The organism is Paenibacillus foliorum (assembly GCF_013141765.1).
Lineage (GTDB): Bacteria > Bacillota > Bacilli > Paenibacillales > NBRC-103111 > Paenibacillus_S > Paenibacillus_S foliorum.
The window spans coordinates 139,528-166,269 of record NZ_WHOD01000121.1 but is presented as its reverse complement, the minus strand read 5'-3'; the positions used below and the strand labels follow the sequence as shown (position 1 = coordinate 166,269).

23 protein-coding genes and 1 tRNA gene are annotated in these 26,742 nt (G+C 45.0%); 21 read left to right on the top strand and 3 right to left on the bottom strand.

What is annotated here, in order from left to right; translation table 11 throughout:
* Positions 1–48: 48 nt before the first annotated feature.
* Positions 49–750 (bottom strand): response regulator, encoded by a 702-nt coding sequence (locus GC093_RS32385; protein ID WP_171656070.1) that lies wholly within the window; start codon positions 748–750, stop codon positions 49–51.
* Entirely contained in the window at positions 747–2,342 is a 1,596-nt protein-coding gene (locus GC093_RS32380; protein ID WP_171656069.1) for an ATP-binding protein, read from the bottom strand. The genes GC093_RS32385 and GC093_RS32380 overlap by 4 nt, the downstream gene beginning before the upstream one ends.
* A gap of 229 nt (positions 2,343–2,571) precedes the next feature.
* Between GC093_RS32380 and GC093_RS32375 the strand changes: the two genes are divergently transcribed.
* The 6 genes from GC093_RS32375 (at position 2,572) to GC093_RS32350 (ending at position 8,755) form a co-directional block, all read left to right on the top strand.
* Positions 2,572–3,399, top strand: coding sequence for an ABC transporter ATP-binding protein (locus tag GC093_RS32375; RefSeq protein WP_216624980.1), 828 nt, complete (start codon positions 2,572–2,574; stop codon positions 3,397–3,399).
* Positions 3,377–4,225: an ABC transporter permease gene (locus GC093_RS32370; protein ID WP_171656068.1), complete on the top strand. Its 849-nt coding sequence runs from the start codon at positions 3,377–3,379 to the stop codon at positions 4,223–4,225. Before GC093_RS32375 ends, GC093_RS32370 begins: the two co-directional genes overlap by 23 nt.
* 45 nt (positions 4,226–4,270) lie before the next feature.
* Positions 4,271–5,371 (top strand): ABC transporter substrate-binding protein, encoded by a 1,101-nt coding sequence (locus GC093_RS32365; protein ID WP_171656067.1) that lies wholly within the window; start codon positions 4,271–4,273, stop codon positions 5,369–5,371.
* A gap of 114 nt (positions 5,372–5,485) precedes the next feature.
* Positions 5,486–6,385, top strand: a complete 900-nt coding sequence (prpB, locus tag GC093_RS32360; RefSeq protein ID WP_312886657.1) for a methylisocitrate lyase — start codon at positions 5,486–5,488, stop codon at positions 6,383–6,385.
* A gap of 54 nt (positions 6,386–6,439) precedes the next feature.
* A complete protein-coding gene (locus GC093_RS32355; RefSeq protein WP_171656066.1) occupies positions 6,440–7,882 on the top strand; it encodes a bifunctional 2-methylcitrate dehydratase/aconitate hydratase in 1,443 nt (480 codons plus the stop codon).
* A complete protein-coding gene (locus GC093_RS32350; protein WP_171656065.1) occupies positions 7,883–8,755 on the top strand; it encodes a LysR family transcriptional regulator in 873 nt (290 codons plus the stop codon).
* A 93-nt stretch (positions 8,756–8,848) separates the two neighbouring features.
* Here GC093_RS32350 and GC093_RS32345 read toward each other — a convergent pair whose 3' ends face one another.
* A complete protein-coding gene (locus GC093_RS32345) occupies positions 8,849–9,475 on the bottom strand; it encodes an RraA family protein (RefSeq protein ID WP_281365350.1) in 627 nt (208 codons plus the stop codon).
* 192 nt (positions 9,476–9,667) lie between these two features.
* Here GC093_RS32345 and GC093_RS32340 point away from each other — a divergent pair, with 192 nt between their 5' ends.
* From GC093_RS32340 to GC093_RS32270, 15 genes are all read left to right on the top strand, one after another.
* Positions 9,668–10,798: a PrpF domain-containing protein gene (locus tag GC093_RS32340; protein ID WP_171656063.1), complete on the top strand. Its 1,131-nt coding sequence runs from the start codon at positions 9,668–9,670 to the stop codon at positions 10,796–10,798.
* A 34-nt stretch (positions 10,799–10,832) separates the two neighbouring features.
* Entirely contained in the window at positions 10,833–13,574 is a 2,742-nt protein-coding gene (gene acnA, locus GC093_RS32335; protein ID WP_171656062.1) for an aconitate hydratase AcnA, read from the top strand.
* A gap of 401 nt (positions 13,575–13,975) precedes the next feature.
* Positions 13,976–14,656 (top strand): GntR family transcriptional regulator, encoded by a 681-nt coding sequence (locus GC093_RS32330; RefSeq protein WP_171656061.1) that lies wholly within the window; start codon positions 13,976–13,978, stop codon positions 14,654–14,656.
* A gap of 197 nt (positions 14,657–14,853) precedes the next feature.
* Entirely contained in the window at positions 14,854–16,197 is a 1,344-nt protein-coding gene (locus GC093_RS32325) for an ABC transporter substrate-binding protein (protein ID WP_171656060.1), read from the top strand.
* Between the two features lie 136 nt (positions 16,198–16,333).
* Complete coding sequence (locus GC093_RS32320; RefSeq protein WP_171656059.1) at positions 16,334–17,218, top strand: carbohydrate ABC transporter permease; 885 nt, start codon at positions 16,334–16,336, stop codon at positions 17,216–17,218.
* A gap of 3 nt (positions 17,219–17,221) precedes the next feature.
* Positions 17,222–18,094 (top strand): carbohydrate ABC transporter permease, encoded by an 873-nt coding sequence (locus tag GC093_RS32315; protein ID WP_171656058.1) that lies wholly within the window; start codon positions 17,222–17,224, stop codon positions 18,092–18,094.
* Between the two features lie 31 nt (positions 18,095–18,125).
* Positions 18,126–19,220, top strand: coding sequence for a mandelate racemase/muconate lactonizing enzyme family protein (locus GC093_RS32310; protein WP_171656057.1), 1,095 nt, complete (start codon positions 18,126–18,128; stop codon positions 19,218–19,220).
* Positions 19,221–19,246: 26 nt separating this feature from the next.
* Positions 19,247–20,683 (top strand): aldehyde dehydrogenase family protein, encoded by a 1,437-nt coding sequence (locus tag GC093_RS32305; protein WP_171656056.1) that lies wholly within the window; start codon positions 19,247–19,249, stop codon positions 20,681–20,683.
* 21 nt (positions 20,684–20,704) lie between these two features.
* On the top strand, positions 20,705–21,910 hold the full coding sequence (locus GC093_RS32300; RefSeq protein WP_171656055.1) for a hydroxyacid-oxoacid transhydrogenase: 1,206 nt from the start codon (positions 20,705–20,707) through the stop codon (positions 21,908–21,910).
* A 17-nt stretch (positions 21,911–21,927) separates the two neighbouring features.
* The gene (locus GC093_RS32295; RefSeq protein ID WP_171656054.1) at positions 21,928–22,908 is read left to right on the top strand and encodes a 2-hydroxyacid dehydrogenase; all 981 of its coding nucleotides are present in this window, start codon (positions 21,928–21,930) and stop codon (positions 22,906–22,908) included.
* A gap of 199 nt (positions 22,909–23,107) precedes the next feature.
* Positions 23,108–23,178 (top strand) — tRNA-Gly (locus GC093_RS32290).
* Between the two features lie 59 nt (positions 23,179–23,237).
* Positions 23,238–23,675, top strand: a complete 438-nt coding sequence (locus tag GC093_RS32285) for a YkvA family protein (protein ID WP_171656053.1) — start codon at positions 23,238–23,240, stop codon at positions 23,673–23,675.
* A gap of 18 nt (positions 23,676–23,693) precedes the next feature.
* Positions 23,694–23,813: a zinc-binding dehydrogenase gene (locus tag GC093_RS36515; protein WP_171656103.1), complete on the top strand. Its 120-nt coding sequence runs from the start codon at positions 23,694–23,696 to the stop codon at positions 23,811–23,813.
* A 272-nt stretch (positions 23,814–24,085) separates the two neighbouring features.
* Positions 24,086–26,506, top strand: a complete 2,421-nt coding sequence (locus GC093_RS32275; protein WP_171656052.1) for a hypothetical protein — start codon at positions 24,086–24,088, stop codon at positions 26,504–26,506.
* Entirely contained in the window at positions 26,475–26,741 is a 267-nt protein-coding gene (locus GC093_RS32270) for a hypothetical protein (RefSeq protein WP_171656051.1), read from the top strand. Before GC093_RS32275 ends, GC093_RS32270 begins: the two co-directional genes overlap by 32 nt.
* Position 26,742: the final 1 nt, after the last annotated feature.

Here is a 26,742-nt window from a genome sequence, read left to right as displayed (position 1 = left end):
AAGCAAGCACTTTTTATTGACAACCTAGTTGAGTAGGGAGTGTACACTTCAATGAGCACCAGGGCGGATAAGGCCAAATAATCGTTGGGGTCGACCAACCGTCCCGTATTGCAGGAACTCATTCGCTATTCCATGTTCAATTAAATATTCTAAGTAAGAGCGCGCTGTCGAGCGGCTGACTCCGGATAAATGAGCAATTTGCTCAGCGCTGCACGGATTCTCGGTTTGCATCATGCATTGCTTGATTCGTTCTAATGTTCTCAGATCGATTCCTTTTTGCTGCTGCTGTGCGGTCATCGGCTTGGCGGATCTGAACTTTTTTAACCCTTCCACAAATTGTTGATCCGGTTTGGCAGGGGATAGCAAATGATTTTTAAATAATCTGTATTTCTCTAATGTTCCCTTCAATAAATCGAGGTCAAATGGTTTTATCAAATAATCAAAAATCCCCAGTTGAAACGCTTCCTCAATAATATCAATTTCCTTGGCGGCGGTAATTAGTATCACATCGCAAGAAATTTTTTCAGACCGGAGGGCTCTTAATACCTCAATGCCTGAGCGGTCGGGCAAATAGACGTCGAGGACGAGCAGCTCCGGCTTCAGCCTTCTGGCCAGCTCCATTGTTTGTTCGTAATTGCCGGCAATTCCCGCGAGCTCGTAGCCTTCCTGCTGCTCAATATAGCTGGCATGTACTTTGGCGATCATAAAGTCGTCATCGATGACCAAGACTGGCAGATTGGGTTGCTTCATTGTACATTCCTCCTAATCGGCAAGCTTATGCGAATCATCGTTCCGTCCGAGGAGCTGTCGCAGGTGAGAAACCCACCCTGATTCGATACTAACCGGAATACATAGGCCAGCCCAAACCCGCGTCCTTCTCCTTTTGTTGTTGTCCCATCGTTGAAAAGTGTATCTTTAATAGCCGGATCGACACCGGGGCCGTTGTCCTTCACATGTATAAGCAGATCGTCATCTTCCTCTTTGAGAAATACCGTTACTGTTGGTGATTGTATTTTGATCGAGGACATCTGGATCGCTTCAAAAGAGTTTTCTATTGTATTCCCCAAAATGGTAACGATAATTTCGCGATGCGGGCACTTTTCAGGTATATACGATTCCGGACTGACGAGCAGCTGTATCCCGAGTTCTCTCGCCCGATGAGTTTTACCGATTAAAATCCCGACAACGGCTGAATCCCGAATTCTGGCTAAATAAAAGTGGATGGCGTCCTGATGTTCCTCGTTGATTTGATGAATAACCGCTTTAGCTTGATCATACTCGGATATTTGGATCAGACCGGCAATTAAATGCAGCTTGTTCATAAACTCATGTCTTTGGCTTCGCAAGGTATCTACGTACCTGCCAATGTCAGCAAGCCGCTCATCAATTTGCTCCAGCTGCATTTTATCCCGGAAGGTGCTTACCGCACCGATCACTCGCCCGGACAAGGTAACCGGAACGCGGTTAGCGATAACAAGCGTATTGCCGATGATGGTAGGCTGATCTCTCTGTGAAATCCCATTTTCAAGCACCTCAGGTAATCGGGTTATCGGGATGATGTCGGAAATATGCTTGCCGATCAGTCCATTGTCTTCCTTGCCCAGCATTTTTTTAGCTTCCCGATTGCAGGTTACGATGTTTCCTTCCTTGTTGACGGCGATAATCCCTTCGCAAATCGCATCCAGAATAGCGGATTGCTCTTGGGTTACGAAAGCGATTTCATGAGGCTCCATATTAAAAATCTGCTTTTTGATATGACCGGATAACAGGTAAGCGCCGATCAGGCCGAAGATGAGAGCGGCTGCTCCAATGACCAGTACTTTTTCAAACAAAACAAATAATTGGCTCCAAACGCTGTCAAGCAAAAAAACGACGGATACGAGACCGATTTGCTTATGGTTGCCATCAAAGATAGGGGCTTTTCCTCGAACGGAGTAGCCAAGACTCCCTTTGGCTTGAGTAATGCTTTCACGACCCTTTAAAACCGCTTCATTATCGTCTCCGACCATATGCTTGCCAATCTCGGCAGGGTTGGAGTGGCTGTATCGGATCAAGTTCATATTACTAACGACAATTACATCGGCCCCGACATTTTTCCATATTTGCTCTGTGATCGGCTGGATTGTCAACGAAGGATTGGCTTGTTCGAACGCTTCCACAATTTGCGGAAGTCCGGCTACGGTTTTGGCTACCCCCAACGCCTGCTCGCCCGTTTCCTTAAATTGTTTGTCCACGACAATATAGAACATGGCGGAAATGACCAGGATTAGCACAAACAAAATATTTAAGGTAACCAGCGCATTAATTTTACTTCTAAGCGTCATTTTCCTGAAACGGCTCATAAACGCGGCTCCCTCTGCAGAATATAAAAACGGAAATCATAACATTAGTTTAATGGGTATGGCGGATAGACGTAAAGACATAAATGCTTTCCATCGCGTTAACAATATCGCCAAAATAGTTAAAAACCGTCAATATTCATAATATAGCTAAAATATTTCAAATCCAAACGGGATGTATTATGATTTGTTGCAAGCGCTACCATTACACATCTGCAAAGGAGACACCATAATGAATCAAATGGGCTCACCGTTGACCGATAAGCCAATGATTGATCTGCAAGGGGTCACTAAAGAGTTTCTAAAGCCTTCGGGCGAGGTTCACACCGTTCTAAGCAATATTAATCTTCGTGTGCAAAAGGGTGAGTTCTGTTCTATTGTCGGGCCAACGGGATGTGGAAAATCAACGACGTTAAGCCTGATTGCCGGTTTTGAGAAGCCATCGCTTGGGAAAGTTCGAATTCATGGAGAGCAGCTGGAAGGGATTAATCGTCATGCTGCTTGTGTATTTCAAACGGAGAACGCATTTCCATGGAAAACGGTCATTGACAATGTGTCGCTCGGCTTAAGGCTAAAGGGTATGCACAAAAACGAGGCTTATCAGGAGGCAAGACGATGGATCGAGAAGGTGGGGCTGAAAGGCTTCGAAGGCCATTATCCTCATCAGCTCTCAGGCGGAATGAGAAAGCGTGTTGCTTTGGCGCAATGCTTGATCACCCAACCGGAGATATTGCTCATGGACGAATCATTTTCTGCGCTTGACGTGCATACACGGCATTTGATGGAAAACGAGCTTCTGAAAATTTGGGAAGAAACGTCTGCATCGGTTTTTTTTATTACGCATGATCTGGAGGAAGCGATTGCTCTGAGCGACCGTGTTATTGTACTAACCGCGGGCCCCGGCGCAACCATCAAGGGAGATTACAAAATTAACCTGGATCGGCCGAGAAATGTGGCGGAAATTCGTTTTGACCGACAGTTCGCGGAGCTGCATGAGCAAATTTGGAATGATTTAAGGGATGAGGTGATGGCAAGTTATGCAAGCGCAAACCATGCTTAATTCGCAGGAAGAGATTATGTCTCGGAAAAAGGAAATGAGAGCCAAAGCAGCAAAGATAAAAATGCGAAATTTGGCTTTGCAAATTATTGTTTTCATTGCCATATTCGGCTCCTGGGAAATTTTATCGGTTAAGAAAATCATCGATCCCTTCTTTTTCTCCAGTCCTTACTCCATTCTTAAGCAAATTGTGGAGTGGTTTATAAGCGGCACGAGCCAAGGTCCTATTTATGTACATTTTGTCGTTACTTTTGAGGAAACCATTATTGCATTTATTGTAGGAGTGCTGTTGGGAGTGATCGCCGGCTATGCCTTAGGCAGAAACGATATCCTCTCGGTTATTTTCGGGCCATATATCCAAATGTTGAATGCGCTTCCAAGGGTTGTGCTGGCGCCGATTTTTATCATCTGGTTCGGACTTGGCATGCCTTCGAAAATCGCTCTCGGCGTAACGCTTACCTTTTTCATCGTATTTTTCAACGCTTTTCAGGGCGTACGTGAAGTGGACAAAAATTTGCTGAATAATGCGCGTTTGCTTGGAGCTAACAAGAGACAGCTGGCTCAGCACGTCATTCTCCCTTCGGCGTTAACCTGGATTTTATCCAGCTTGCATTCCAGCTTCGGCTTTGCACTCGTAGGCGCGGTTGTTGGCGAATTTATTGGATCTACTAAGGGACTTGGTTTTCTTATCGCTCAAGCCCAGGGTGCTTTCAACACAACCGGGGTATTTGCGGGCATGGTTCTCTTATCGGTTACGGCTTTGGCAGCTAACTGGGCAGTTTCCAAACTGGAGAAACGTTTTATTGCATGGAGGCATATTCGTCAATAGTTATGGTTTTTCAAATTTAATTTATAATATAAAGGGGTAATGGCGATGAAATTCGGTAAAAGCACCAAGCTTGGTGCAGCAATGCTCATGTCACTTGGTTTGATTTTAACGGGATGTGGTACAGCGGATAAGCCAGCTTCCCAACCGGCCCCAAAAGGGAATGATCAGCAGGCTTCTGCTCCTGCTCCTGCTCCTGCTCCGGCACCGGTAAAGCTTCCCAAGGTAAATATTATGGTGGGTGGTTTGGAAAAAATTATTTACCTCCCGGCAAAGCTGACAGAAAGCTTAGGCTATTTCAAAGAAGAAGGACTTGAAGTAGAGCTTACGAGCCAGGCATCCGGGGTCAATGCGGAGCAGGCGCTTATTGCTGGTGAAGTACAGGGGGTTGTCGGTTTTTACGACCATACGATCGATATGCAGGCGAAGGGGAAATTTCTTCAAGAGGTAGTACAGCTGGCCACGAATCCTGGAGCGAAATTGATGGTTACGAATAAAGCGAAGGATCAGTACAAAACCTTGGCTGATTTGAAGGGTAAAAACATTGGTATTACCAGCTCTGGGGCTTCATCGCACTTTCTCGTCAACTATTTGGTGACCAAAGGCGGTAACTCGACAAAGGATTTTGTACCTTTGGCTGTAGGAGCAGGCGGAACTTTGGTCGCTGCCATGGAACAAGGGAAGGTGGATATAGCATGGGCCACTCAGCCTACTACAGCATTGCTTGAGCAAAGAGGCATTGCTACTACGTTCGTTGACATGGAGAGTCAGGAAGGCTCCAAACAAACACTTGGCGGTACCTATCCAGCCCCAAGCTTGTATATGGATGCGGATTACGTAAAGAAAAATCCGGAAGTGGTACAGCGTTTGGCGAATGCTTTTGTCAAAACATTGAGATACATGAGCACGCATAAAGCGGAGGAAATTGCCGAAAAATTACCGAAGGAATATTATGCAGGCGATAAAGATTTATATGTGAAGTCGCTCCAAGCGAGCCTAGCCATGTTCACTACTGACGGAAAGATGCCTGCAGGCGGACCGGAGAAGGTATTGGAAGTTTTAAACATATCTACTCCACAGCTTAAAGACGCCAAAATCGACCTTAGCAAAACGTTCACCAACGAGTTTGTAGATAAGGTAAAAAAATAATAGAAGAATCGTTTGATTCAAAGGCTACTACGCGATAGATTTATTAGAAAGGGGCGTTGTTGGCGCCTCTTTCTGCTTGTGGAAATACAGGTTTAATTAAGGGAGAGTGACGTTGTGAGCCGTATAATATCGCCCGGCTCCCGGTTGCGGGAAGCCATAACAACAGAAAAACCGCTGCAGGTAGTTGGAACCATTAATGCTTATACGGCCATGATGGCTGAGCGTGTAGGCTATCGTGCCATTTATTTATCCGGGGGTGGTGTGGCCAATGCTTCCTTCGGTCTGCCTGATCTTGGCATTACTTCTTTGAATGACGTTCTTGAGGATGTTAGAAGAATTACGAACGCGTCCTCATTGCCGCTGTTGGTCGATGCGGATACCGGCTTCGGAGGCGCCTTTAATATCGGTCGAACGGTAAGCTTGATGATTCAGGCCGGTGCGGCGGGAATTCACATCGAAGACCAAGTATCGGCCAAACGATGCGGCCACCGTCCGAATAAAGCGATTGTCAGCTCTTCGGAGACGGTAGACAGAATCAAAGCGGCTGTGGATGCCAAGACGGATTCAGCGTTTGTCATCATGGCGCGTACGGATGCACTTGCGGTCGAAGGATTGGATGCGGCGATCGAAAGAGCATGCGCTTGCGTGGAAGCCGGCGCTGATATGATATTCCCTGAAGCCGTGCTTACTTTGGACCAATACGATAAGTTCGTGAAGGCGGTCGGAGTGCCGGTATTAGCGAATATTACCGAGTTCGGACAGACCCCTCTTTTTACAGTCAATGAACTGGAGCAAGCGGGTGTTAGTTTGGTATTGTACCCATTATCCGCTTTTCGAGCTATGAATGCTGCTGCTTTGAATGTCTATCAGTCGATTCGCAGCGACGGGACGCAAAAAAACGTGGTGGAGCTTATGCAAACGCGTATGGAGCTATACGATTTTCTCGATTATCATGAATATGAGCAAAAGCTTGACCGGCTGTATAAGCAAAAAGACGAAGAAAAGCTATTATAATGAGTGTCGTTCAAAGGTACGCTGCTCGGATCAAGCTTACACGGAGGTAATTCTATGGCATTTCATATCAGCAACGATAGACCAGAACCGGATCAGGTTTTGCTGGATTTAGCCGACTATGTTTACGACTACGGGATAAATAGCCCAGAAGCCTATCGAACGGCACGATTATGCTTGATGGACACGCTCGGCTGCGGCCTTCTTGCATTAAGGTATCCCGAGTGCGCGAAGCACCTTGGACCCATTGTTCCGGGAACCGTGGTGCCTCACGGGGCAAAGGTTCCCGGAACCCAATATCAACTGGATCCCGTAACGGCAGCATTTAATATCGGCTGCATGATCCGTTGGCTGGATTATAACGATACATGGCTTGCCGCCGAATGGGGGCATCCTTCCGATAATCTTGGAGGAATTCTTGCCGTTGCCGATTATATCAGCAGAAACAATGTTGCCGAAGGGCTGGCCCCTCTGACGATGAAGGATGTACTCACCTTGATGATCAAAGCCCATGAAATTCAAGGCGTTATTGCCCTTGATAACAGCTTTAACCGCGTAGGGCTGGATCATGTGTTGCTTGTGAAGGTCGCTTCAACGGCGGTTGTAACGAAGCTGCTCGGCGGATCGAAGGAGGAGATGATCAATGCGGTCTCCAACGCATGGTTGGACGGTCAAGCGCTTCGCACATACCGTCATGCTCCGAATACGGGATCCCGTAAATCCTGGGCTGCCGGAGATGCCACCAGCCGGGCCGTCCGTCTCTCCATGATGGCTCTAAAAGGCGAGATGGGCTATCCTTCGGCGCTTACCGCTAAAACATGGGGCTTCTATGACGTGTTATTCAAGGGAAACGAATTCAAGTTTCAACGCTCTTATGGTTCCTATGTGATGGAAAACGTGCTGTTTAAGATTTCCTATCCAGCGGAATTTCATGCGCAAACTGCAGTGGAATGCGCGATAGCGCTGTATCCCGAGATAAAGGGCAGATGGGAGGATATCGATCATATCGTCTTGACCACACACGAGTCTGCCATTCGCATTATCGATAAGCAGGGACCGCTGCATAATCCGGCAGACCGCGATCACTGCTTGCAGTATATGGTGGCTATAGGCCTCATTTATGGTGAATTAACATCGGATCATTACGAGGATAAGGTCGCAGGCGATCCGCGAATTGATTGGCTTAGAGCCAAGATGATCACGCAGGAGGATGCCCGTTATACCCGCGAGTACCATGAGCCTGACATACGTTCGATAGCTAATGCTGTGCAAATTTTCTTCAAGGACGGCAGTAGTACGGAGAAGGTGGAAGTGGAGTTTCCGATCGGCCATAAGGGGAGACGTGCGGAGGGGATTCCGCTGCTGGAACAGAAATATGAGGCGAACCTGGCAACTCGTTTTCCGCGCAAGCAATCGCAAGCCATTATGGAGCTGTGCTTAAATCAACAGGAGTTGGAGCAAACGCCAGTCCATCAATTTATGGATCGGTTCGTGATATAAATGGATGATAGGGATTGGACGATTTTAAAGGTGCTTTACGAGCAGCGCAATATTACCAAAACGGCTCAGCTTCTTTTTATTTCACAGCCTGCTTTGACAAACCGTTTGCAGCAAATGGAAAAGGAATTTGGCGTTCAAATCGTTCAACGGAAAAGCAGAGGCATTGAATTTACACCTGAAGGTGAATACTTAGCCAAGTGCGCAGACGAGATGCTTTTAAAGACCAATAAAATAAAAGATCATGTTCTCAATTTACGCAATAAGGTCTCAGGAACGTTGAGGCTGGGAGTTTCAAATTATTTTACGCGAAACAAATTGCCGGGAATTTTAGAGTTGTTTAAAAATCAATATCCTGATGTGGAATTCAAAGTTGTCACAGGCTGGAGCCGGGATGTACTTAATTTGATCTATAATCAGCATGTTCATATCGGTTTTGTCAGGGGGGACTACCCTTGGGGAGACCGGAAGCAGCTTATATTTGAAGAGACCGTCTGTATTGCATCCAGAGAAGAAATAAATATGGATGATCTTCCTAACTTATCAAGGATAGATTATCAAACAGACTATTGGTTTAAATCGCTGGTAAACGATTGGTGGATAGAAAATTTCACGCATCCTCCAGTGATTGGCATGGAAGTGGATAAAGTCGAAACATGCCGGGAAATGGTTATTAGAGGGTTAGGTTATGCTATTATGCCCAGCCTCGTTCTTGAAGGCATCCCGAATATTAACAAAATCAATATTAGAGATAAAAATGGCAATCCAATATTAAGAAGAACGTGGATGTATTATCACGAAGAAGCGTTGGAGTTAAATCTGGTAAAAGCTTTTGTTCAATTTATGGAAGCTGTGGATTTGAGCGAACCGTTGTAGACGGCGATAAAAAATGGGGAAGGGATGATTCCTTTACCCATTTTTTTGTTTATAAATGTCCATTAATTATGAAGGGTAGAGGGCTGTTTACTTTCATTGGGCTGTGCCAATAATCTCATCGAGATATTGAATGATTTTCTCCGGATTCCCCGAATATTGCGCCGCACGCATGTTGTCCTTGTCCAGCTTGGCCAGCGCATTTCTAAGTACCTCCTGCTCCAGCGCCTGGGACACGACAACTACTCCATCGGCGTCACCGACGACGATATCGCCCGGATGTACGGGAGCGCCGCCGCATGAAATCGGAATGTTAATTTCTCCTCCACCAGCCTTGCCGCTGGCAACAGCAGTAGTTCCTCTGGAGAAAACAGGGAAATGGAGCTTCTTAATGCCTAGAATATCCCTAATGGTCCCGTCAACGATAATGCCTTTAATTCCTAACGATTGGGCCATCCCTACAACAAAATCCCCTGCAATGGCGCGGTATTCATCCCCTTTGGCATCCACAACCAGAATGTCCCCGGGCTTGGCTTCCCTGATCGCTCTCAGCACCGCCATGTTATCACCAACAGGCATTTGTACGGTCAAGGCTCTGCCGGCAATCCGGTATTCCTCCGTTAAAGGTTTAACTCGGGGATCCAAATTATTCATTCCCTGCATAGCATCGGAAATACAGGTTGTTGGAATTTGTTGAAATTGATCAATGATGTTGTGTTTCAAAGTAATCCCCTCCATAGAATAAACTCTCCCTTTGATTTTTAAGCCTCTATATAACTATATATTTTGTCTCCGATTAAATGAAATTCAAAATCTTGATGGCCAGCAATAAAGAATAAGTATTATTTTTTCTCTGCGGCTTGCTCTAAACTGAAACCAGCTTGAGCTTTCAATAACTATCTGGAGGTCGTTGATATGTCCCAATTTTCCATTCCATGCACAGTTTATAGAGGCGGTACTAGCCGAGGAATATTTTTTGTGAAAAGCAGCTTGCCCGAGGATGCGCAATTGCAGAAAAAGATTTTTCTTCATGGGATCGACGCTTATAACGTTAATCAAATTAATGGGCTAGGCAGCGGGACCTCCCACACAAGTAAAGTATGTGTCATCTCCCAGTCACTTTTGGACGGAGTGGATGTGGATTATACGTTTTATCAAATCGGAATCGGTGAAGAAATAATAGACGACAAGGGGACATGCGGTAATTTGATGGCTGCCGTCGGCGCTTTTGCTGTAGATGAAGGATTAGTTATAGCGAACCCATCCACTGACTATGTGAACGTGTCGGTATTTAACACCAATATCAAGAAAAAGCTTCAGCTGAAGGTGCCGGTTGTGAATGGCAGAGCGAGAGTGTCAGGCGACTATGTCATGCCTGGGGTATCGGGTACCGGAGCCCAATTTGCCGTCGATATTTTGAACCCTGGCGGTGCAAAAACGGGAAAGACTTTGCCGATCGATGTTCTATTCAGCATGGAAACGGACAGAAGAGCTTATGAGGTATCATTCGTCGATGTGGTTAATCCTTTTGTGTACGTAGCCGCTAACGATTTGGGTGTAAAAGGAACGGAGCCGAGCAGCGAGCTGACGATGAACGAAGGGCTGCTGGTAGAAATCGAAGCCATCCGCAGTCGGATGGCGATTCATGCGGGAATGGCCAAGTCCCCGGAAGAAGTCGCAGGCTCTGTTCCCAAAATCGCGTTGGTAGCGGAGCCGCAGGACTACGTCACTTCTGCCGGCAAGCTGATCAGGAAAGAAGAAGTCGATATTGTAGCCAGGATGCTCTCGATGGGGAAATTCCATCGAACTTTCGCCGGGAGCGGACTTTATAACCTTGCGGCTGCCGCCTTGCTGCAGGGGACCATACCCAATCGTTTTGCAGTTGAGAAGGACGGGGTTCAGGGCCAAATCATTCGAATCGGTCATCCGGAGGGGATTGCGGAGGTTCGCGTTTCATTGACGGAGGATGGCAAGGACGTTGTCTCCATTGGGCTAGACCGAACGGCAAGGAGAATTATGAAGGGTGACCTGTACATTCCTGAATAAACATTAAGGCATTAAGAGACGGAGGAAGCCAACCATGACATCAATACGAAATGATATTTATGCAGCCCGTTCCAATTTCACATTAAACGGGAAAACCTATTATTACTACCGTCTTCAGGCTTTGGAGGAAGCGGGTGCAGGCGCTATTTCCAGGCTTCCTTACTCTATTAAAATCATATTGGAATCCGTTCTGCGCCAATATGACGGGAAGACGATTACTATAGAGCATATTGAAAACCTTGCTCAATGGGGGACAGCGCAGATGAAGGAGAACGTTGACGTTCCCTTTAAGCCTGCGCGGATTGTACTGCAGGATTTTACCGGAATCCCTGTCGTCGTGGATCTGGCTTCTTTGAGAACAGCAATGAGCGATATGGGAGGGGACCCGGCGCTGATTAACCCTGAAATTCCTGTCGACCTTGTTATCGACCACGCGGAGCAAGTGGATCAATTCGGCACGCCGGATGCGCTTCAATATAATGTGGACCGGGGCTTTGAACTGAATTATGAGCGGTATAAGTTTTTCAAATGGGCAACGAATTCCATCGACAAATTCCGTGCTGTGCCGCCTTCAACGGCAATTATCCACCAAGCGAATCTTGAATATTTGACTCCTGTCGTTTATAGCGTTGAAGAAGAAAACGGTGAATATCTTGCTTACCCCGATACCTGTTTCGGTACGGATTCCCATACACCCATGATCAATGGCATCGGTGTGGTTGGCTGGGGAGTCGGCGGCATTGAAGCTGAAGCTGGCATGCTCGGTCAGCCCTCCTGCTTTCCAGCTCCTGAAGTGATAGGAATCCGCTTGAGCGGTAAGCTGCCTGCCGGTACCACGGGCACCGATTTGGCTTTGTACGTAACGAATCTTCTGCGCAAGAAAAAAGTAGTCGGCAAATTCGTCGAGTTTTGCGGTGAAGGAGTTGCTCACTTATCCTTGGCCGATAGAGCGACGGTTTCGAACATGTCTCCGGAGAATGGAGCTACGATGACGATGTTTCCAGTCGATCAGGAGACATTGAATTACATGCGTTTATCGGGACGGGAGGAGGAGCAGGTTCAGCTTGTCGAAGCTTACTGCAAAGCCAACGGTTTGTTTTATACGCCTGAATCTGAGGAAGCCGCCTATACAGAAATTATTGATCTTGACCTTTCAGTGATTGAAACAAGCCTGGCCGGTCCCAAACGGCCGCAAGACATCATCCGACTCTCGGAAGTGAAGGAGACGTTTACAAAAACATTGACCCACGAAACGGGGAATAACGGATATGGTCTGCCCAAAGACGAGACTGACAAAGAAGTGCTAGTTCACCATTCAGGCGGAGCGACGTCGAAGCTCCAAACAGGTTCTATCGTGCTTGCGGCCATAACGAGCTGCACCAACACATCGAACCCGAATGTGATGATCGGCGCAGGGCTTCTCGCTAAAAAGGCAGTGGAGAAAGGGTTGACCGTTCCCCCTTATGTGAAAACCAGCCTTTCACCGGGCTCAAAAGTAGTTACCGATTACTTGCGGAAAGCAGGCTTGCTGACGTTCTTGGAACAGCTCGGATTCTATCTCGTAGGCTACGGCTGTACGACTTGTGTGGGCAATTCCGGACCTCTTCCGGAAGAAATTGCAGACGCGATTGTCCATAATGATTTGATCGTATGCGGCGTTCTTTCCGGGAATCGTAACTTTGAAGGACGCATTCATCCTCTTATTAAAGCCAATTTCCTTGCTTCCCCACCGCTTGTAGTTGCCTACGCTATTGCGGGTACGGTAGATATAAATCTTCGAAACGAACCGATAGGCAAGGACCAGGAAGGGAAGAATGTATATTTGGCAGATCTATGGCCATCTGAAGCGGAGGTTCAAAAGATAATCGCCGAGTCCGTAACTCCAGAGCTGTTTAAATATCGCAACGAGCGGATTTTTACGGGAAATAGAGATTGGAATCATTTGGAAACCACCGAAGGTTTGCTGTATGAATGGGATGAGCAGTCAACGTATTTGCAAAACCCGCCCTTTTTTGAAAACATGCCCCTGGACCCTAGGGGAATCCGCCAGCTTCAAGGGTTACGGGTGCTGGCCAAGCTGGGAGATTCGATTACTACGGATCATATTTCCCCGGCAGGCGGTACGATCCCGCCTAATAGTGTCGCCGGGAAATATTTGATGGATCATGGCGTCCCAACAGGAGACCTGAGCTCTTACGGAGCTAGGCGTGGGAATCATCATGTCATGATGCGCGGGGGTTTTGCCAACATCAGGCTTCGCAATCAGGTAGCAGCGGGCACTGAGGGAGGCTTGACGACGTATTTTCCAAGCGGGGCGGTTATGCCGATCTACGATGCAGCCATGAAGTATCGACAGGATGACACGGGATTGATCATTATTTCCGGAAATGATTACGGTATGGGGAGTTCACGCGATTGGGCGGCGAAAGCTACTTATCTTCTTGGTGTTAAAGCGGTTATTGCACAAGGCTTTGAACGTATTCATAGAAGTAATCTTGCCTTGATGGGAGTTCTCCCTCTTCAGTTCAAGGAAGGAGAAAATGCCGATTCGATAGGTCTTACCGGCACAGAGGTTTTTGAAATTGAAATCGATGAAAGTATCAGGCCGCGACAAATAGTAGCTGTATCCGCGGTGGATGAGAAGGGAAACCAAAAGCGATTCGAGGCATTGGTGAGATTTGATAGCGAAGCGGAGATCGATTATTACCGCCATGGCGGAGTATTGCAAATGGTGCTTCGCAGCAAGCTGGCGCGGGCGAATAATCATTCCGACTAGTGGCATTTGATAAATCTTCGAGACCGTAGGCAGTAACGTGACCCTAACCTAAAAAAAATAAGACTCTAAAACCACTACTAATGTGGTTCTGGAGTCTTTTTTGAGCTTTCAATTGGTTGGAAAGTCGAAGGTCACCGTGCTCTATTGCAACATTTACCTGGAAGAAGCTTTATTGCAGATGATTATCATATGATAATCATATATTATATTAATTACTTGATGGTAGTATAATATATGATTATTTTAAGTAATTGCCCAATAAACCGAAAATATTGCCAAATATACATAATTTTCAAATAACTCATTGACAAATAATATATGATTATATACTATTGCTATATTATCATTTTGCGAATGAGAACTATTGGATTTTCTTTCAACGAAAGGGAAGGCGGAAGTGAATGAATAAGGAAAAAGAAAAAGGAGTCACTACGGAGTATATTTATAATTTGTTAAAGGAGCAGATTTTTGAGTGGAAATTATCTCCCGGACAAAAGATTAATATTGATCACCTGTCAAAGGAGTTAAATATTAGCCCAATCCCTTTAAGAGAAGTTCTTTCCCGTTTTCATTCCGAGAAGTTGGTCATACTTGAGCCTTATAAGGGATATCGGGTCAGTGGCATTTTGGACGATCAAAGTATGACGGATATGCTGGAAGCTCGAATTTTGATTGAGACGCACGCGATTCGCAATATAATCCGATTTAATCGTCTACATATATTGGATGGAATGACCCGTTTAATGGAGCAAATCGCTTCGATAAAGATGGGATCATCTTATAAGGAAGTTCTTGAGTTTAATCAATTAGATCATCTGTTTCACTTAACTATGGTAAAGGCAACGGAAAATTCATTTCTAACGGATGCGTACGGGGGCATGCATTGTCATCTGCACATCGCTCGTTTTTATCACGTAAGAGGTGAAGTGGATCAGTACGAGGCTTCAGCCGAGCATGAGGAAATTGTGGAGGCTATTCGATCCCGTGATATATATCGTGCTGAGGAAGCCGTAACTAACCACATCTGGGATGCCAAAAATCGTTTATTGCAAAAAAGGGATAAGGATTTAAAGAAGCTTTGATTTTCTTAGGAGAGAGTTTAATTATCTTGGATTCAGTTTGGATGGCCCAAGGATTATCTCTCTTTTATTACATAGAGTTTTGTAAGCGCTATCTTTGGGTTGGCTTGATTACTAGCTGGAGGTGATCGAGGAATTCACATGAGTTGTGGGACAAAGTGGTAAGCCATGTATTAGCCAAAATCAGGAGGGGTTAAGAAATGAAGAATACCAAAGCTATAGCTCTGATCGCAATATCAGCAGTTGCTTTAAGTGCTTGCAGTTCAACCAGTCCAGCGCCAGTTGCAAGTACGCCAGCTCCAGGCACATCGGCACCGACAGCGGCAGTACCCAAATTTGATCCTAATAAAAAAGTGTCTATTAAATATTCTTTCTGGGGCGATACAGATACAAAAGCTTTGCATGTTGCCGTAGTGGATGCATTTATGAAAGAGTACCCGAATGTTACGGTTGAGCCTGTGTACATTCCAGCGGAGTATTTAACCAAAATTCAAACCACATTCACTGGCGGAACCCAACCCGATCTTATCAATTTTACAGCTAACGATTTAATCTCTTTTGCTGCAGCTGGTGTATTAGAGCCACAAACCAAACTGATTAAAGGTGAATGGGATAAAGAGAACTTGGGCGACAACTTCGAGCGCTTGATGAAAGCAATGGAATATAACGGAGAGATATGGGCTTTGCCTCGGAATTCAGCTGGCAGAACAATCTTTTACAATAAGAGGATTTTTGACGAGGCTGGCGTGAAATACCCGGATAGCACCTGGACATGGGATACATTAATTGAGCAAGGAAAGAAGCTGACGAACAACAGCACCGATCCTAATAAGAAAGTGTACGCGATTGGCTTCCAAGGGGAAATGTCGGACATTGGCGCAAGCTACATTTGGCAAGCGGGCGGCGATTATTTTAGCCCAGACGGGAAAAAATTTATTCTTAACTCACCTGAAAGCAGAAAGGCATTCCAGTATTTACATGACCTTATCTATGTTCATCAAATTGCTCCGAACCCAAGCGTATATACAAATGGAACTCCGCAATCTTTATTCATGAATGAAAAAATAGCGATGCATTTTGACGCGGGATCGTTTATTGCGACCATGCAAAAGGCTAAATTCGAATGGAACCTTGCTTTGTTCCCTATGGGTCCCAAAAACCGTTTGGGAGCTTTATCACCTACAAGCTTAGCTATACCGAAAGCGAGCAAAAACAAAGAAGCGGCATGGGAATTAGCCAAGTTTATTAACGGACCAAAGGGGCAGGAAATTCTGATCAGCACCGGATTCTCGGCTCCTGTAAGAAAGTCCATACTTAACGACGAGAAAAAGTATTTGCCGGGCGATAAATTTAAAGTTGACCGTAAAGTCGCATTGGAAAGCTATACGGATCATTCTGGTGTAAAGCCTACCAATCCGATTTGGACACAAACCGATACCATTATTAAAAAATACCTCGGTCTCTATTTCTTAGATAAAAACGGTAAGATCGATGAATCATTGAAGCTCATTGAGAATGAAGTTAACGCAATAATGCCTAAGTAACCTTCCTTCTGGATGATGCAACAACAGATTTTTCCATTATCCGGGTTCAAGTTGTAAGTATAGTCGTTAGCGACCGGATAAGGATTGTAGCCCCTTCTTGTCCGGTTTCATAAATAAATATTGAGGGGAATGCAGCATGTCGAGGAAATTTTTGTTAAATGACACGATGGTAGCCTATTACTTTTTGTTGCCGGCCATAATCGGGTTTGGTATTTTCACCGCAGTTCCGTTGGTAACCTCTCTAGTTATTTCCTTCTATGAATGGAATACCTTATCGAGTCCGAAATTTATTGGGTTTGGGAACTTTATCAAAATTTTTACTGAGGATAAAATATTTTGGATTGCACTGGAAAATACATTCTGGTATGCGGTCGGTGTTGTTCCGTTAAGTATCGCCTTGGGATTGGCAGCGGCCTTATTGTTAAATCAAAAAATACTCGGCATTGCCCTGTGGAGAACGGTCTATTTCCTGCCAGTAATGACTTCGACAGTTGCTATTTCTCTGGTCTGGAAGTGGCTTTACAACCCTGATGTCGGTTTAATTAATGTGTTATTGAGGGAATTTGGAGTTCAGAATCCTCCTACATGGTTAACCAGCACAACTTGGGCGTTACCCTCGATCATCATTGTAACGATTTGGAAAACGATTGGCTATAATATGGTTATTTTTCTGGCAGGCTTGCAAAATGTGCCCAAGGAATTATATGAAGCGGCTGAGATTGATGGTTCGAGCAAGTGGAACATGTTTTGGAAAATTACGCTTCCTTTGTTGCGGCCTACTACCTTTTTTATAACGGTGATTTCGATTATCCACTCTTTTCAAGTGTTTGGATATGCGTTGATCATGACGGAAGGCGGTCCCGGCGCTTCGACAAACACGTTGGTTCTATACATCTATCAGCAGGGATTCAAATATTTCAATATGGGCTATGCTTCGGCTATTGCTTGGGTTTTATTCCTTATTCTTTTAATCGTTACTATGATTCAGTCCTATGTCAATCACCGAAGGGAGGCCGCTTAATCCATGGAAACTATCCAATCAACCGCAAAAGCGTCCATCGCCATAAAACGGTCGACCCTGAAACGAATTACAGATTTGATAACGTACGCGATTCTAATTACTTTTTCCGGAATTATGATCCTCCCTTTTATTTGGATGGTATCCTCTTCTTTGAAAAATTTGGATGAAGTAAGCGAAATTCCGATTCGTTGGATTCCTGAGACATTTCGTTTTAGCAATTATGTGGAAGTGTTTCAAAGCATCCCGATGGGACGGTTTATTCTAAACTCATTTTTTGTTGCTATCTCGGTGACGGTATTGGCGATATTGGTTTCTTCCTTGGCAGCTTATGCGTTTGCGAGACTGAATTTTAAAGGGAAAAGCACCCTTTTTCTATGCTTCCTGACAACCATGATGATACCGCAGCAGGTAACGATGATTCCCAACTTTTTGATTATGAAGGAATTCGGTTGGTTGAACACGTATAACGCATTGATTTTCCCCCAATTATTTACGGCTTTCGGGGTGTTTATGTTAAGGCAATTCTTTCTCTCTATCCCTGTTGAGCTTGAGGAAGCGGCAAGAATAGATGGGTGCAGCCGGTTTAGAATTTACTGGAATATCATGATTCCGTTGGCTAAGCCAGCATTTGTGACCTTGGGTATATTTATATTTTTGGGCGAATGGAATTCGTTTCTATGGCCGCTTATTGTTATAGATTCTGTAGCTCTACAACCGATTCAAGTTGGTTTGCGAACGTTCCAAGGAGAGTTTACCACTCACTGGCATCTTATGATGGCAGGAGCTTTTATAGCTGAATTGCCTGTTTTATTGTTTTACGTCTTTTGTCAGCGATACATTATTGAAGGCATTGCAACTTCAGGGATCAAGGGCTAGTAATGAAACTAAATTCTTAGGAGGTTTATTCATGAAAATCACGAAGCTGGAAGCTGTAATTATTGTAACGGAAGTTAAAAATCCGATGAAGGACGCGCTGCACACTTATGATGCGGGCACTCGAGTAGTAACCAAGATACATACGGATGAAGGTATTATAGGGTATGGATCTAGTTTTTTCGGTAGAGGAAAAGCGAGCGGAGCGATCTTGAAGCTGATGCTGGAATCAGAGCTGGGGCCGCATCTTATTGGGGAGGATCCACATTTTACTCGCAAAATCCGCAAAAAATTGTGGAGTATTGCTGACTATCACGGTGCAGAGGGTTTCTCGCATTTTGCCATCTCGGCTATTGATATTGCTCTCTGGGACATTATTGGAAAAAAAGCCAATCTGCCGACTGCGAAGGTTTTAGGCGCCGTTCGTGATCGTATCCCTGCTTATTGCATGGCTGGTTGGTATGTCGATACAGAAAAGGAATATGTGGCCAAATGCATCGAAACCGTGGAAGAAGGATTTAAGGCCATTAAACTTAAAGTAGGTAAATATTCTTTGGAGAATGATATCGAACGGATTAAAATAGCGCAAAGAGAAGTAGGGCCTGACATTAAAATTATGGTTGACGCCAATCAGGGATTTGATGAGAAGGAAGCGCTTCGTCGGGGAAGAGCCTATGAGCAGTTGGGAGTCAGATGGTTTGAGGAGCCATTGATCCCACAGCATAAGGAGAGTTCAGCAAGATTGGCCCGGGCGTTGGATATCCCAATAGCTATTGGAGAAAACTTTTATTCCAAATTCCAATTTTATGATGCGGTTCAAGCTGGAGCTGCCTCCATCTATCAACCTGATAACCGAAGAGCCGGAGGACCTACGGAATGGTTAGAAATCGGAGCTATTACGGATGTGGCTGGACATCATATCGCAAGCCATGGCGGCGGACCGGCAAATGTGAATATGCTGTGCGTTCTGCCTAATGCAATCTTCTTGGAAAGCGGTAGCTTGAAAAAAGAAGATGGGCTGTTGAAAACTCGACTGACCATGGTGGACGGGGAAGTTCTGCTTCCGGACGTACCGGGAATGGGAACGGATGTAGATGAAGAGTACATTGAGAAATATCGAGTCGACTAGAGGATTATTTGGGGAGGAGCTGGAGAATGTCTAAGCATACAGTGGAAGCGTTAGGGAATTTGGTTAACGGACAATGGATAATGGGATCAGAAACCTTTGACGTTCTCAATAAATATACCGGAGATGTGATTGTTAAAGTGACCAAATCATCTCGGGAAGACGTTAGTCATGCGATTGGCAATGCTTTGGAAACGTTCAAAACAACGAAGCTGATACCTTATCAAAGGTACGAGATTTTGATGAAAGCGGCCGAATTGTTTAAGCAGCGGAAAAAAGAGCTTGCCCTGACGATTGTTCGGGAAGGTGGCAAGGTACTAAAAGACGCCAGTATGGAGATTGAGCGGGGAATTCAAACGTTCATCGCATCTGCTGAAGAGGCCAAGAGACTGCAAGGGCATGAGGTTCCTATTCAAGGACAGCCGGGCAGTGATAATAAAATTGCCTTTACATTGCGTGTGCCTGTAGGTGTCCTGTGTGCGATAACGCCGTTTAATTTCCCTTTCAATTTAGTAGCTCATAAAATTGCGCCTGCACTTGCTGCAGGCAATACGGTTATATTAAAGCCGGCAGGCGTAACACCGCAAATTGCCGCTCAAATGGCAGCCATATTGTTGGAGGCAGGCCTTCCGCCGGGCTTTTTAAATATCGTAAACGGCCCTGGAAGAGAGATCGGCCAATATTTATTAGAGGACACCCGCATAGCGATGTATACCTTTACCGGGAGTACGGAGGTCGGCAAGCAGATTAAAGCAGCCTCCGGTATTCGCAAGGTGACCTTGGAGCTTGGAAGCAACTCTCCGAATATTGTTCATAAAGATGCACCGGATTTGGATAGAGCAGCCCAATTATGTGTGAACAAGGGCTTTACTAACGCAGGGCAGGCCTGCATTTCCGTGCAAAGGATTTATGTGCATCAAGACGTATACGCAGCCTTTGTTGAAAAGTCAATTGAAGCCGCATCGAAGCTGAGAGTGGGCGACCCCGAGCTTGATGAAACCGATATTGGGCCGATGATTTCCGAGAAGGAAGCAGCGCGAGCAGAGCTATGGATTCAGGAAGCTGTTCAACAGGGAGCAACGATCGCTCACGGAGGCCATCGGGAGGGTGCTATTTTATACCCAACCATTATGACCAATACGCTATCTTCAATGAAGGTGATGTGCCAGGAGGTTTTTGCCCCCATAGTTTGCATTACTCCCTATAGCGACATTAGTGAAGCGCTGAATGCAGCGAATGATTCCAATTACGGGCTGCAGGCTGGTATTTTCACATCCGACCTTCAGCTGGCTTTCAAGGCTGCCAAGGAATTGGAGTTTGGTGGCGTTATTATCAATGATGTGTCGACGTTTCGAGCAGATATTATGCCATATGGCGGTGTGAAGGATAGCGGATATGGAAAAGAAGGTCCGAAGTATGCCATCGAAGAAATGACGAATGAAAAATTAGTTGTTTTTGATATTTAGTCGAAGAGAGATGATCAGCATATGAGGGATACATGGTCTTATTTCCCATCAGGGAAAATTATATTCGGCAATGGTGCCATTCATAAACTAGGCGAGCTTTTGAAAAACATGAATGCCCGTAATATATTCCTCATTACCGATAAGGGAATCGTTCAATCCGGTATACTGAATACGGTTATGCATATTTTGGAGAAAGATAACTTCCAGGTTAAAGTGTTTGACGGTACAACTCCGGAACCTCCGGTTTCTAAAGTGTTGGAATGCTATGAATATGCCAAAAAGGAAATAAATGCGGATGTCATAATCGGGCTAGGTGGAGGAAGCAGCATTGATTTGGCAAAAGTAGTTGCTCTTCTGGTAGCGCACGGGGGACAGCCACAGGATTATTTTGGCGAGAACGCGATTCCATCTGCGATTGCCCCTTTGATAGCTATACCTACAACGGCAGGCACCGGCTCCGAAGTGACATCGGTAGCTGTCGTAACGGATACGGTTAATAACATTAAAGTTGGGATTTCCAACAATTATTTGAGACCGGCGGTTGCTTTATTGGATCCCGAGCTGACCATGCAGCTGCCTCCCTATGTAACTGCGTGCTCAGGCATCGATGCTTTAGCTCATGCGATTGAGGCCTACCTGGCCAAGGATTTTAAATATATCCAAGCGGAAGGCGATATTTTATTCCAAGGCTCGGCTCCGATAAGCGACACTCTAGCTTTACAAGCGATTGAACTTATTTCCAAGAACCTGGTAACGGCTGTCCAGCAGGGGACTAACCTGGAAGCACGCTCTAACATGCTTTTGGGGAGCTTGTTAGCCGGATTGGCTTTTTCCAATGCAGGTACGGCTGCGGCTCATGCGTTGGCCTACCCGATTGGAGGGTTATCCAAATCACCTCATGGAGAAGTAACAGGCCTTCTGCTGCCTTATGTTATTAGCTATAATGCCCGTACTACGGGAGATAAAATCAATAAGCTAGCACAAGCACTGCATATTCCTGCTCATAATCTCCATTTAGCATCGGACAAGATCCAGTTGGTCGTCTCTCATATCATTGATATTTTGCAGCAGATTGGATTGCCGACCCAGCTTCATTCGATTGGGATCAAGAGGGAGCAGTTGCCCGAAATTGCGGAAAAAGCGATACAAATTGAGCGGTTAATTCGAAACAACCCGCGCGCAGCCACCATAGGAGGCTTCATTGATTTACTTGAAAAGGCCTATTAATTTCGGGAGAGGATCTCATGAAGATTGTCATAACCAGACGTATTCCGGAAATCATTAAACAAAAGTTGGACGCGAACTACACCACCTACATGTGGCCAGAAGAAAATGTGCCGATTCCTTATGAGCTGCTGCTGGAACAAGTAAAGGATGCCGATGCCCTGTTCACCAACGTATCGGACCGAATAGATAAAAATGTATTTCAAGCGGCTCCGAACCTGAAGGTTGTCAGTACGATGGCAGTTGGTTATGACAATATAGATATTGGGGAAGCCACGGCAAGAGGCATACCTGTTGGGCACACGCCCGATGTTCTGTCGGAAGCAGTGGCAGATTTGACGTTTGCTCTCTTGCTATCAACTGCGCGAAAAGTAGTGGAGGCTATGAGCTTCATCAAGGCAGACAGCTGGAGAGGCTGGGGGCCAATGCTTTTGACCGGGCAAAATGTTTACAATTCCACAATCGGCATTATCGGGATGGGTGGAATTGGAAAAGGGGTAGCCAAAAGGGCTGCTGGTTTCGGTATGAGAATTTTATATCATAACAGGAGACGAAGAGAAGATATGGAGCAAGAGCTAGGTGTCGAGTACAGCTCGCTGGATAACTTGCTTCAGGCTTCCGATTTTGTAGTGATGCTGGCTCCTGCCACTTTGGAAACACGTAAGATGATCGGCGAAAGAGAGCTTTCTTTAATGAAGCCGACCGCTATTTTGATTAATACTTCCAGAGGAAGCAATATTGATGAAACGGCCCTTATTGCTGCATTAAAAAAACGCAAAATTTGGGGCGCGGGCTTGGATGTGTTTGAAGTCGAGCCGATTCGTGCGGACCACCCTTTGATTGGTCTTGAAAATGTAGTGCTGCTGCCGCATATAGGAAGCGCCACCGTTGCTACCAGGATGGAAATGGCCGAATTGACTGCTCGCCATATCCTTATGGGATTAAGTGGCGAAAGGATAAGAAATCTGGTAAACCCTGAAGCTTACAAGATGAGGGGTTAAGAGTTGAAGCCGTAAAAACAAACTCGTGGCTGTTGTAAACTACAGTTTTACAAGCTCACTAGACTGTAGATACAATGGCCTAAAAATATTTATTTAGAAACATTTGCATTTCGTAAAGAATCTTGATATAGTGCAAGTGTAAGTGGAATGGAAGCGCCTTCTGGCTTATCATTCTTAGGATCTGGCACCAACCATTTTTGCAGATGTAGTTCAATGGCAGAACTTCAGCTTCCCAAGCTGGTGGCGTGGGTTCGATTCCCATCATCTGCTTACTTAATCCGTGATTTTTCGCGGATTTTTTTATTACCAAGAAAAGGAGAATTGTAGCCATGAGTAATTACGAGAACAACTATTCCGAGAATTCATTCTGGGAGAAGTTAAAGAAGCATGCTATTGAAGCGGGGAAAAAGGTAGTATATAGCGCCCTTCTTGCCTTTTATGCGATTGAAAACCCTAATGTGCCTCTAAAGGATAAAATGAAAATTTACGGGGCTCTTGGTTACTTAATACTTCCCTTTGACTTGGTTCCTGATTTTATTCCGGTTGTAGGTTACGGAGATGACTTGGCGGCATTGCTCTTTGTGCTAGGGACGATTGCTAACCACTTGGATAACGATGTGAAGCAAAAAGCGGTTAACAAAATGAAAGAGTGGTTCGGGGAACTCGATCGTGGAGACCAGGAAATAATTGAGATTGATGCGAAGATTGTTGATGTGGAAAAAGGTATGGATGGAATGGCTTCGACTAAGCAGCTGACAGAAGATTAAGAAAACAGGGCATGTGGCATCACACAGAATGAGATTCGTCCGGTTATCGATAGCGTATTTCCCTTCGAAGACGCTATCGATGCGCTCCATTACCTGGAAAAGGGATCGTATTTCGGAAAGATTAGCATTAAGTTTTAGATTAACTAGTTTGGATATCAGGCATTTAATACTAGCACCCTTAGGGTGCTTTTCGTTTTTTTTATGTTCATCTACTACTGTCTGTATGGTTCCGCGGGAAGGGAATGTTGTTCATCGCTTTGTTAAGCCATAATGAAAATTCATGTTATTAAATGTAAATTCGGTTAACTTTTAAGGTAAATATTTGTAAAATGTAGTACACTGGAGATATAGTTCATTAGAACTATGTATCTGGAAGAAAAGCGTTATTTTAGTCAACAGGAGAAGATCATATGACCATTGATGCAGTAAAAACCAGGTTTCGTCATCAGGAGGAAAGCGTATACTCCCGTATTGGTGGGTTTACCCTTCCGGAGCAGTCTTTTGTAGGCACACATACGCTATATATTACGAATCAAGGCAGAATTTTTGCGCACGATACTGGCGGTCTTTTTGGTAATGAACGTGTAGAAGTATATGATGCGGCAAGCTTGGGTGTAAAGACTACCTTCAATAAGGATGTTGTCAGTCTCGTAAACGAGTCATTTCAAAGTCGAATGAGCTTTTCATTCTCAATGCCTGCATCAGAATTTATCCAATTATTTTCTAGCACTAGGAAGTCGATTTTTAAAATAAGTACCTCACCCCCGGTTCATTGCTACGTGCAGGATTTCTTGTTTCTCTACAAATTAAGAGAGTTCCGATTGGAGGCTAATACCTTAAAGTTGGATAAGTGGGAAATTCCTTTCCATCGGATAAACCAATTATCAATAGATCCTAACTGTATGGTTCATATCGGCGGTTCTTTTCGTGTGGAAAATAGAGAGGTAGCGGAGATTAAATTTTTCTTACCCTACATCGAGCATCTGAAGCAAATCGTAGAGAAGTACAATAATTCGCCGAAAATAAAAGACGTTATTGGAGACACGGGAACCTTGCATCCTGTAGCCTTGACCGGATTCATTAACAATGCGAAGCAACACAATACTTCATTGACTTTAGTAGCTGAGCCTCACAGAATTCGATTGCTGGATGAGGGAAGTTTACAGGTGGTTGAGGAATTCACGGTAAAAGATGATGCGTTCTTTTACTCTGCGGAGAGCCAGCAGCTCCTGGTCGTGAAGCAGAATAGAGCCTTCCGAGTAAAACTTTTAGATGAGATCACCCGGACTTATGTCACAAAGACTTATATCAAGCAGGATCATGCAGTAGTGACAAACGCAGGGAAGCTGTATGGCATTTGGCTTGGTGTAAACTATGAGGGGGAATCGGTAGATGTATTGTTTTCCCCAACTTCGCTTCGGCTCCTATTGGATAAAGGAATGACTTTGACTGATAGCATCTCCTATTCTGAGTTGGAAGGGATCATTGATGAGCGGAAGTGGTTTTTGCTGCATCGGTGGGAGATCGGATTACTTGTTTTTGATAGCGAAGAGAAGCGGGACAAGTCTACGGCAGGAAAGCGGATACCGAGCAAAAGTATGGAAGAGACCAGAGTGGGGTTCCTTGCCAATCTGCAGCCGTTCTATTTTGTGCATACGGAGAAGGAGCTAACTTTGTACCAATCCCCGCAGCTATGTCTTCAGCGGTTTCTTAATGCAGATATTAGCGACATCTCGGTTGCTGGATTAAGTACAGATACAGGATCGCCCTTTGTGGAAATAGAAATCGCTTCGGACAACCGTAAACATCGGATATCCCTTGCTTATGACGAAGTTCAAGGAATTATACATAAAGCTTATTATTATAAAAAAGCCGCCTTATTGCCGCAAACCGATCCGAAGCAGCTATTTTTGAGTTGGGGCCGTGTTGCTAATGATTTCGCTTTGTACCATCTATTCGGACAGCTGATTACAATTGAAGAGGGCATTAAAGAGATCAGCTTGAAGAAACAGAGCGTAGAAATAAAAAATAGGAACTTGGTAAATTTTTTATATCATAGCATCCAAGCCCAGAAGAAGAGGATGGACCAGATAGCCATCTACCTTCCAGCACTATTCGAACAAGAGGACCGCAAGCTGCTCTCCACCGTCGGGGTGTCTCTTGATGACCGTGCATATAAGCAGTTCCAACAGCAATTAATAGGAATCACCAGTCAATTAAAACGAACTTTGTATGAAACGGAGAGCGCGCTGTTAGCTGTATCTTTTGCTATTATCCCTAGGGTGAAGATGGAGCAATTTATAAATGAAAGAACAAGCAAGCGCTATAAAGCTGCGGCTGGTGTTGCGGTGCTAGGCCTCTTCCATCCCTTGGCACTCCCCGTGTCAATACCGGCTGCCGGCTTTATGGCATTGAATGCTTACTTTGCGAAGGGCGATATGATTAAGCAAGAAGATATTCGACATCAAAATGAGATGCACAGGCTTGACTTCTATTTGCTTAAGGCTCTGGACAGCTTTGATCATTTGATGAAGACACTGTACCCGTATTTTATAGCCGAATGCAATAGAGCGATGTATGCTTTTGTTCAACAGGTGGGAGCGTCTTATAAACCAGTTATAGAGGAACCGCCAATTAAGCAAGCGCTGTTTGAAAGGCTGGGGCAATATTATACGTTCAAGCAACTGCCCATCGATGAATCCGTTATAGTGAAAAAACATGATTTAATCGAAAAAGTTCACGAAACCGTTCAGCTTTGCGGACAAAATATATCCTTAATCAAACAGGAGGTTGACAGCCATGTTTCGGAATCCACTGCATTCTATAAATGATCCTTTTAAGGAAATGGAAACAAGTACAAAAGAGAGTGACCATGCATCTTCCATAGCAGAAACCCATTTTGTAAAACCCCATTACGTTGAGGGCTATGAAAGGGAGGATGGGGTATCTGTTGAGGGGTATTGGCGGGATGGCGATGGTGATACCTCTGAGGATAGGACCTTGGAGGATGGGGGCGGCTATGAGCAAACAAACCCTGACGACGATCTGACTAACAATTTAGATTAAG

Bases quoted from the DNA above. Each gene is read 5' to 3' on its own strand.
- GC093_RS32385 (WP_171656070.1), bottom strand. From the start codon at position 750: ATGAAGCAACCCAATCTGCCAGTCTTGGTCATCGATGACGACTTTATG.
- GC093_RS32380 (WP_171656069.1), bottom strand. From the start codon at position 2,342: ATGAGCCGTTTCAGGAAAATGACGCTTAGAAGTAAAATTAATGCGCTG.
- GC093_RS32375 (WP_216624980.1), top strand. From the start codon at position 2,572: ATGAATCAAATGGGCTCACCGTTGACCGATAAGCCAATGATTGATCTG.
- GC093_RS32370 (WP_171656068.1), top strand. From the start codon at position 3,377: ATGCAAGCGCAAACCATGCTTAATTCGCAGGAAGAGATTATGTCTCGG.
- GC093_RS32365 (WP_171656067.1), top strand. From the start codon at position 4,271: ATGAAATTCGGTAAAAGCACCAAGCTTGGTGCAGCAATGCTCATGTCA.
- GC093_RS32355 (WP_171656066.1), top strand. From the start codon at position 6,440: ATGGCATTTCATATCAGCAACGATAGACCAGAACCGGATCAGGTTTTG.
- GC093_RS32350 (WP_171656065.1), top strand. From the start codon at position 7,883: ATGGATGATAGGGATTGGACGATTTTAAAGGTGCTTTACGAGCAGCGC.
- GC093_RS32340 (WP_171656063.1), top strand. From the start codon at position 9,668: ATGTCCCAATTTTCCATTCCATGCACAGTTTATAGAGGCGGTACTAGC.
- acnA (WP_171656062.1), top strand. From the start codon at position 10,833: ATGACATCAATACGAAATGATATTTATGCAGCCCGTTCCAATTTCACA.
- GC093_RS32330 (WP_171656061.1), top strand. From the start codon at position 13,976: ATGAATAAGGAAAAAGAAAAAGGAGTCACTACGGAGTATATTTATAAT.
- GC093_RS32325 (WP_171656060.1), top strand. From the start codon at position 14,854: ATGAAGAATACCAAAGCTATAGCTCTGATCGCAATATCAGCAGTTGCT.
- GC093_RS32320 (WP_171656059.1), top strand. From the start codon at position 16,334: ATGTCGAGGAAATTTTTGTTAAATGACACGATGGTAGCCTATTACTTT.
- GC093_RS32315 (WP_171656058.1), top strand. From the start codon at position 17,222: ATGGAAACTATCCAATCAACCGCAAAAGCGTCCATCGCCATAAAACGG.
- GC093_RS32310 (WP_171656057.1), top strand. From the start codon at position 18,126: ATGAAAATCACGAAGCTGGAAGCTGTAATTATTGTAACGGAAGTTAAA.
- GC093_RS32305 (WP_171656056.1), top strand. From the start codon at position 19,247: ATGTCTAAGCATACAGTGGAAGCGTTAGGGAATTTGGTTAACGGACAA.
- GC093_RS32300 (WP_171656055.1), top strand. From the start codon at position 20,705: ATGAGGGATACATGGTCTTATTTCCCATCAGGGAAAATTATATTCGGC.
- GC093_RS32295 (WP_171656054.1), top strand. From the start codon at position 21,928: ATGAAGATTGTCATAACCAGACGTATTCCGGAAATCATTAAACAAAAG.
- GC093_RS32285 (WP_171656053.1), top strand. From the start codon at position 23,238: ATGAGTAATTACGAGAACAACTATTCCGAGAATTCATTCTGGGAGAAG.
- GC093_RS32275 (WP_171656052.1), top strand. From the start codon at position 24,086: ATGACCATTGATGCAGTAAAAACCAGGTTTCGTCATCAGGAGGAAAGC.
- GC093_RS32270 (WP_171656051.1), top strand. From the start codon at position 26,475: ATGTTTCGGAATCCACTGCATTCTATAAATGATCCTTTTAAGGAAATG.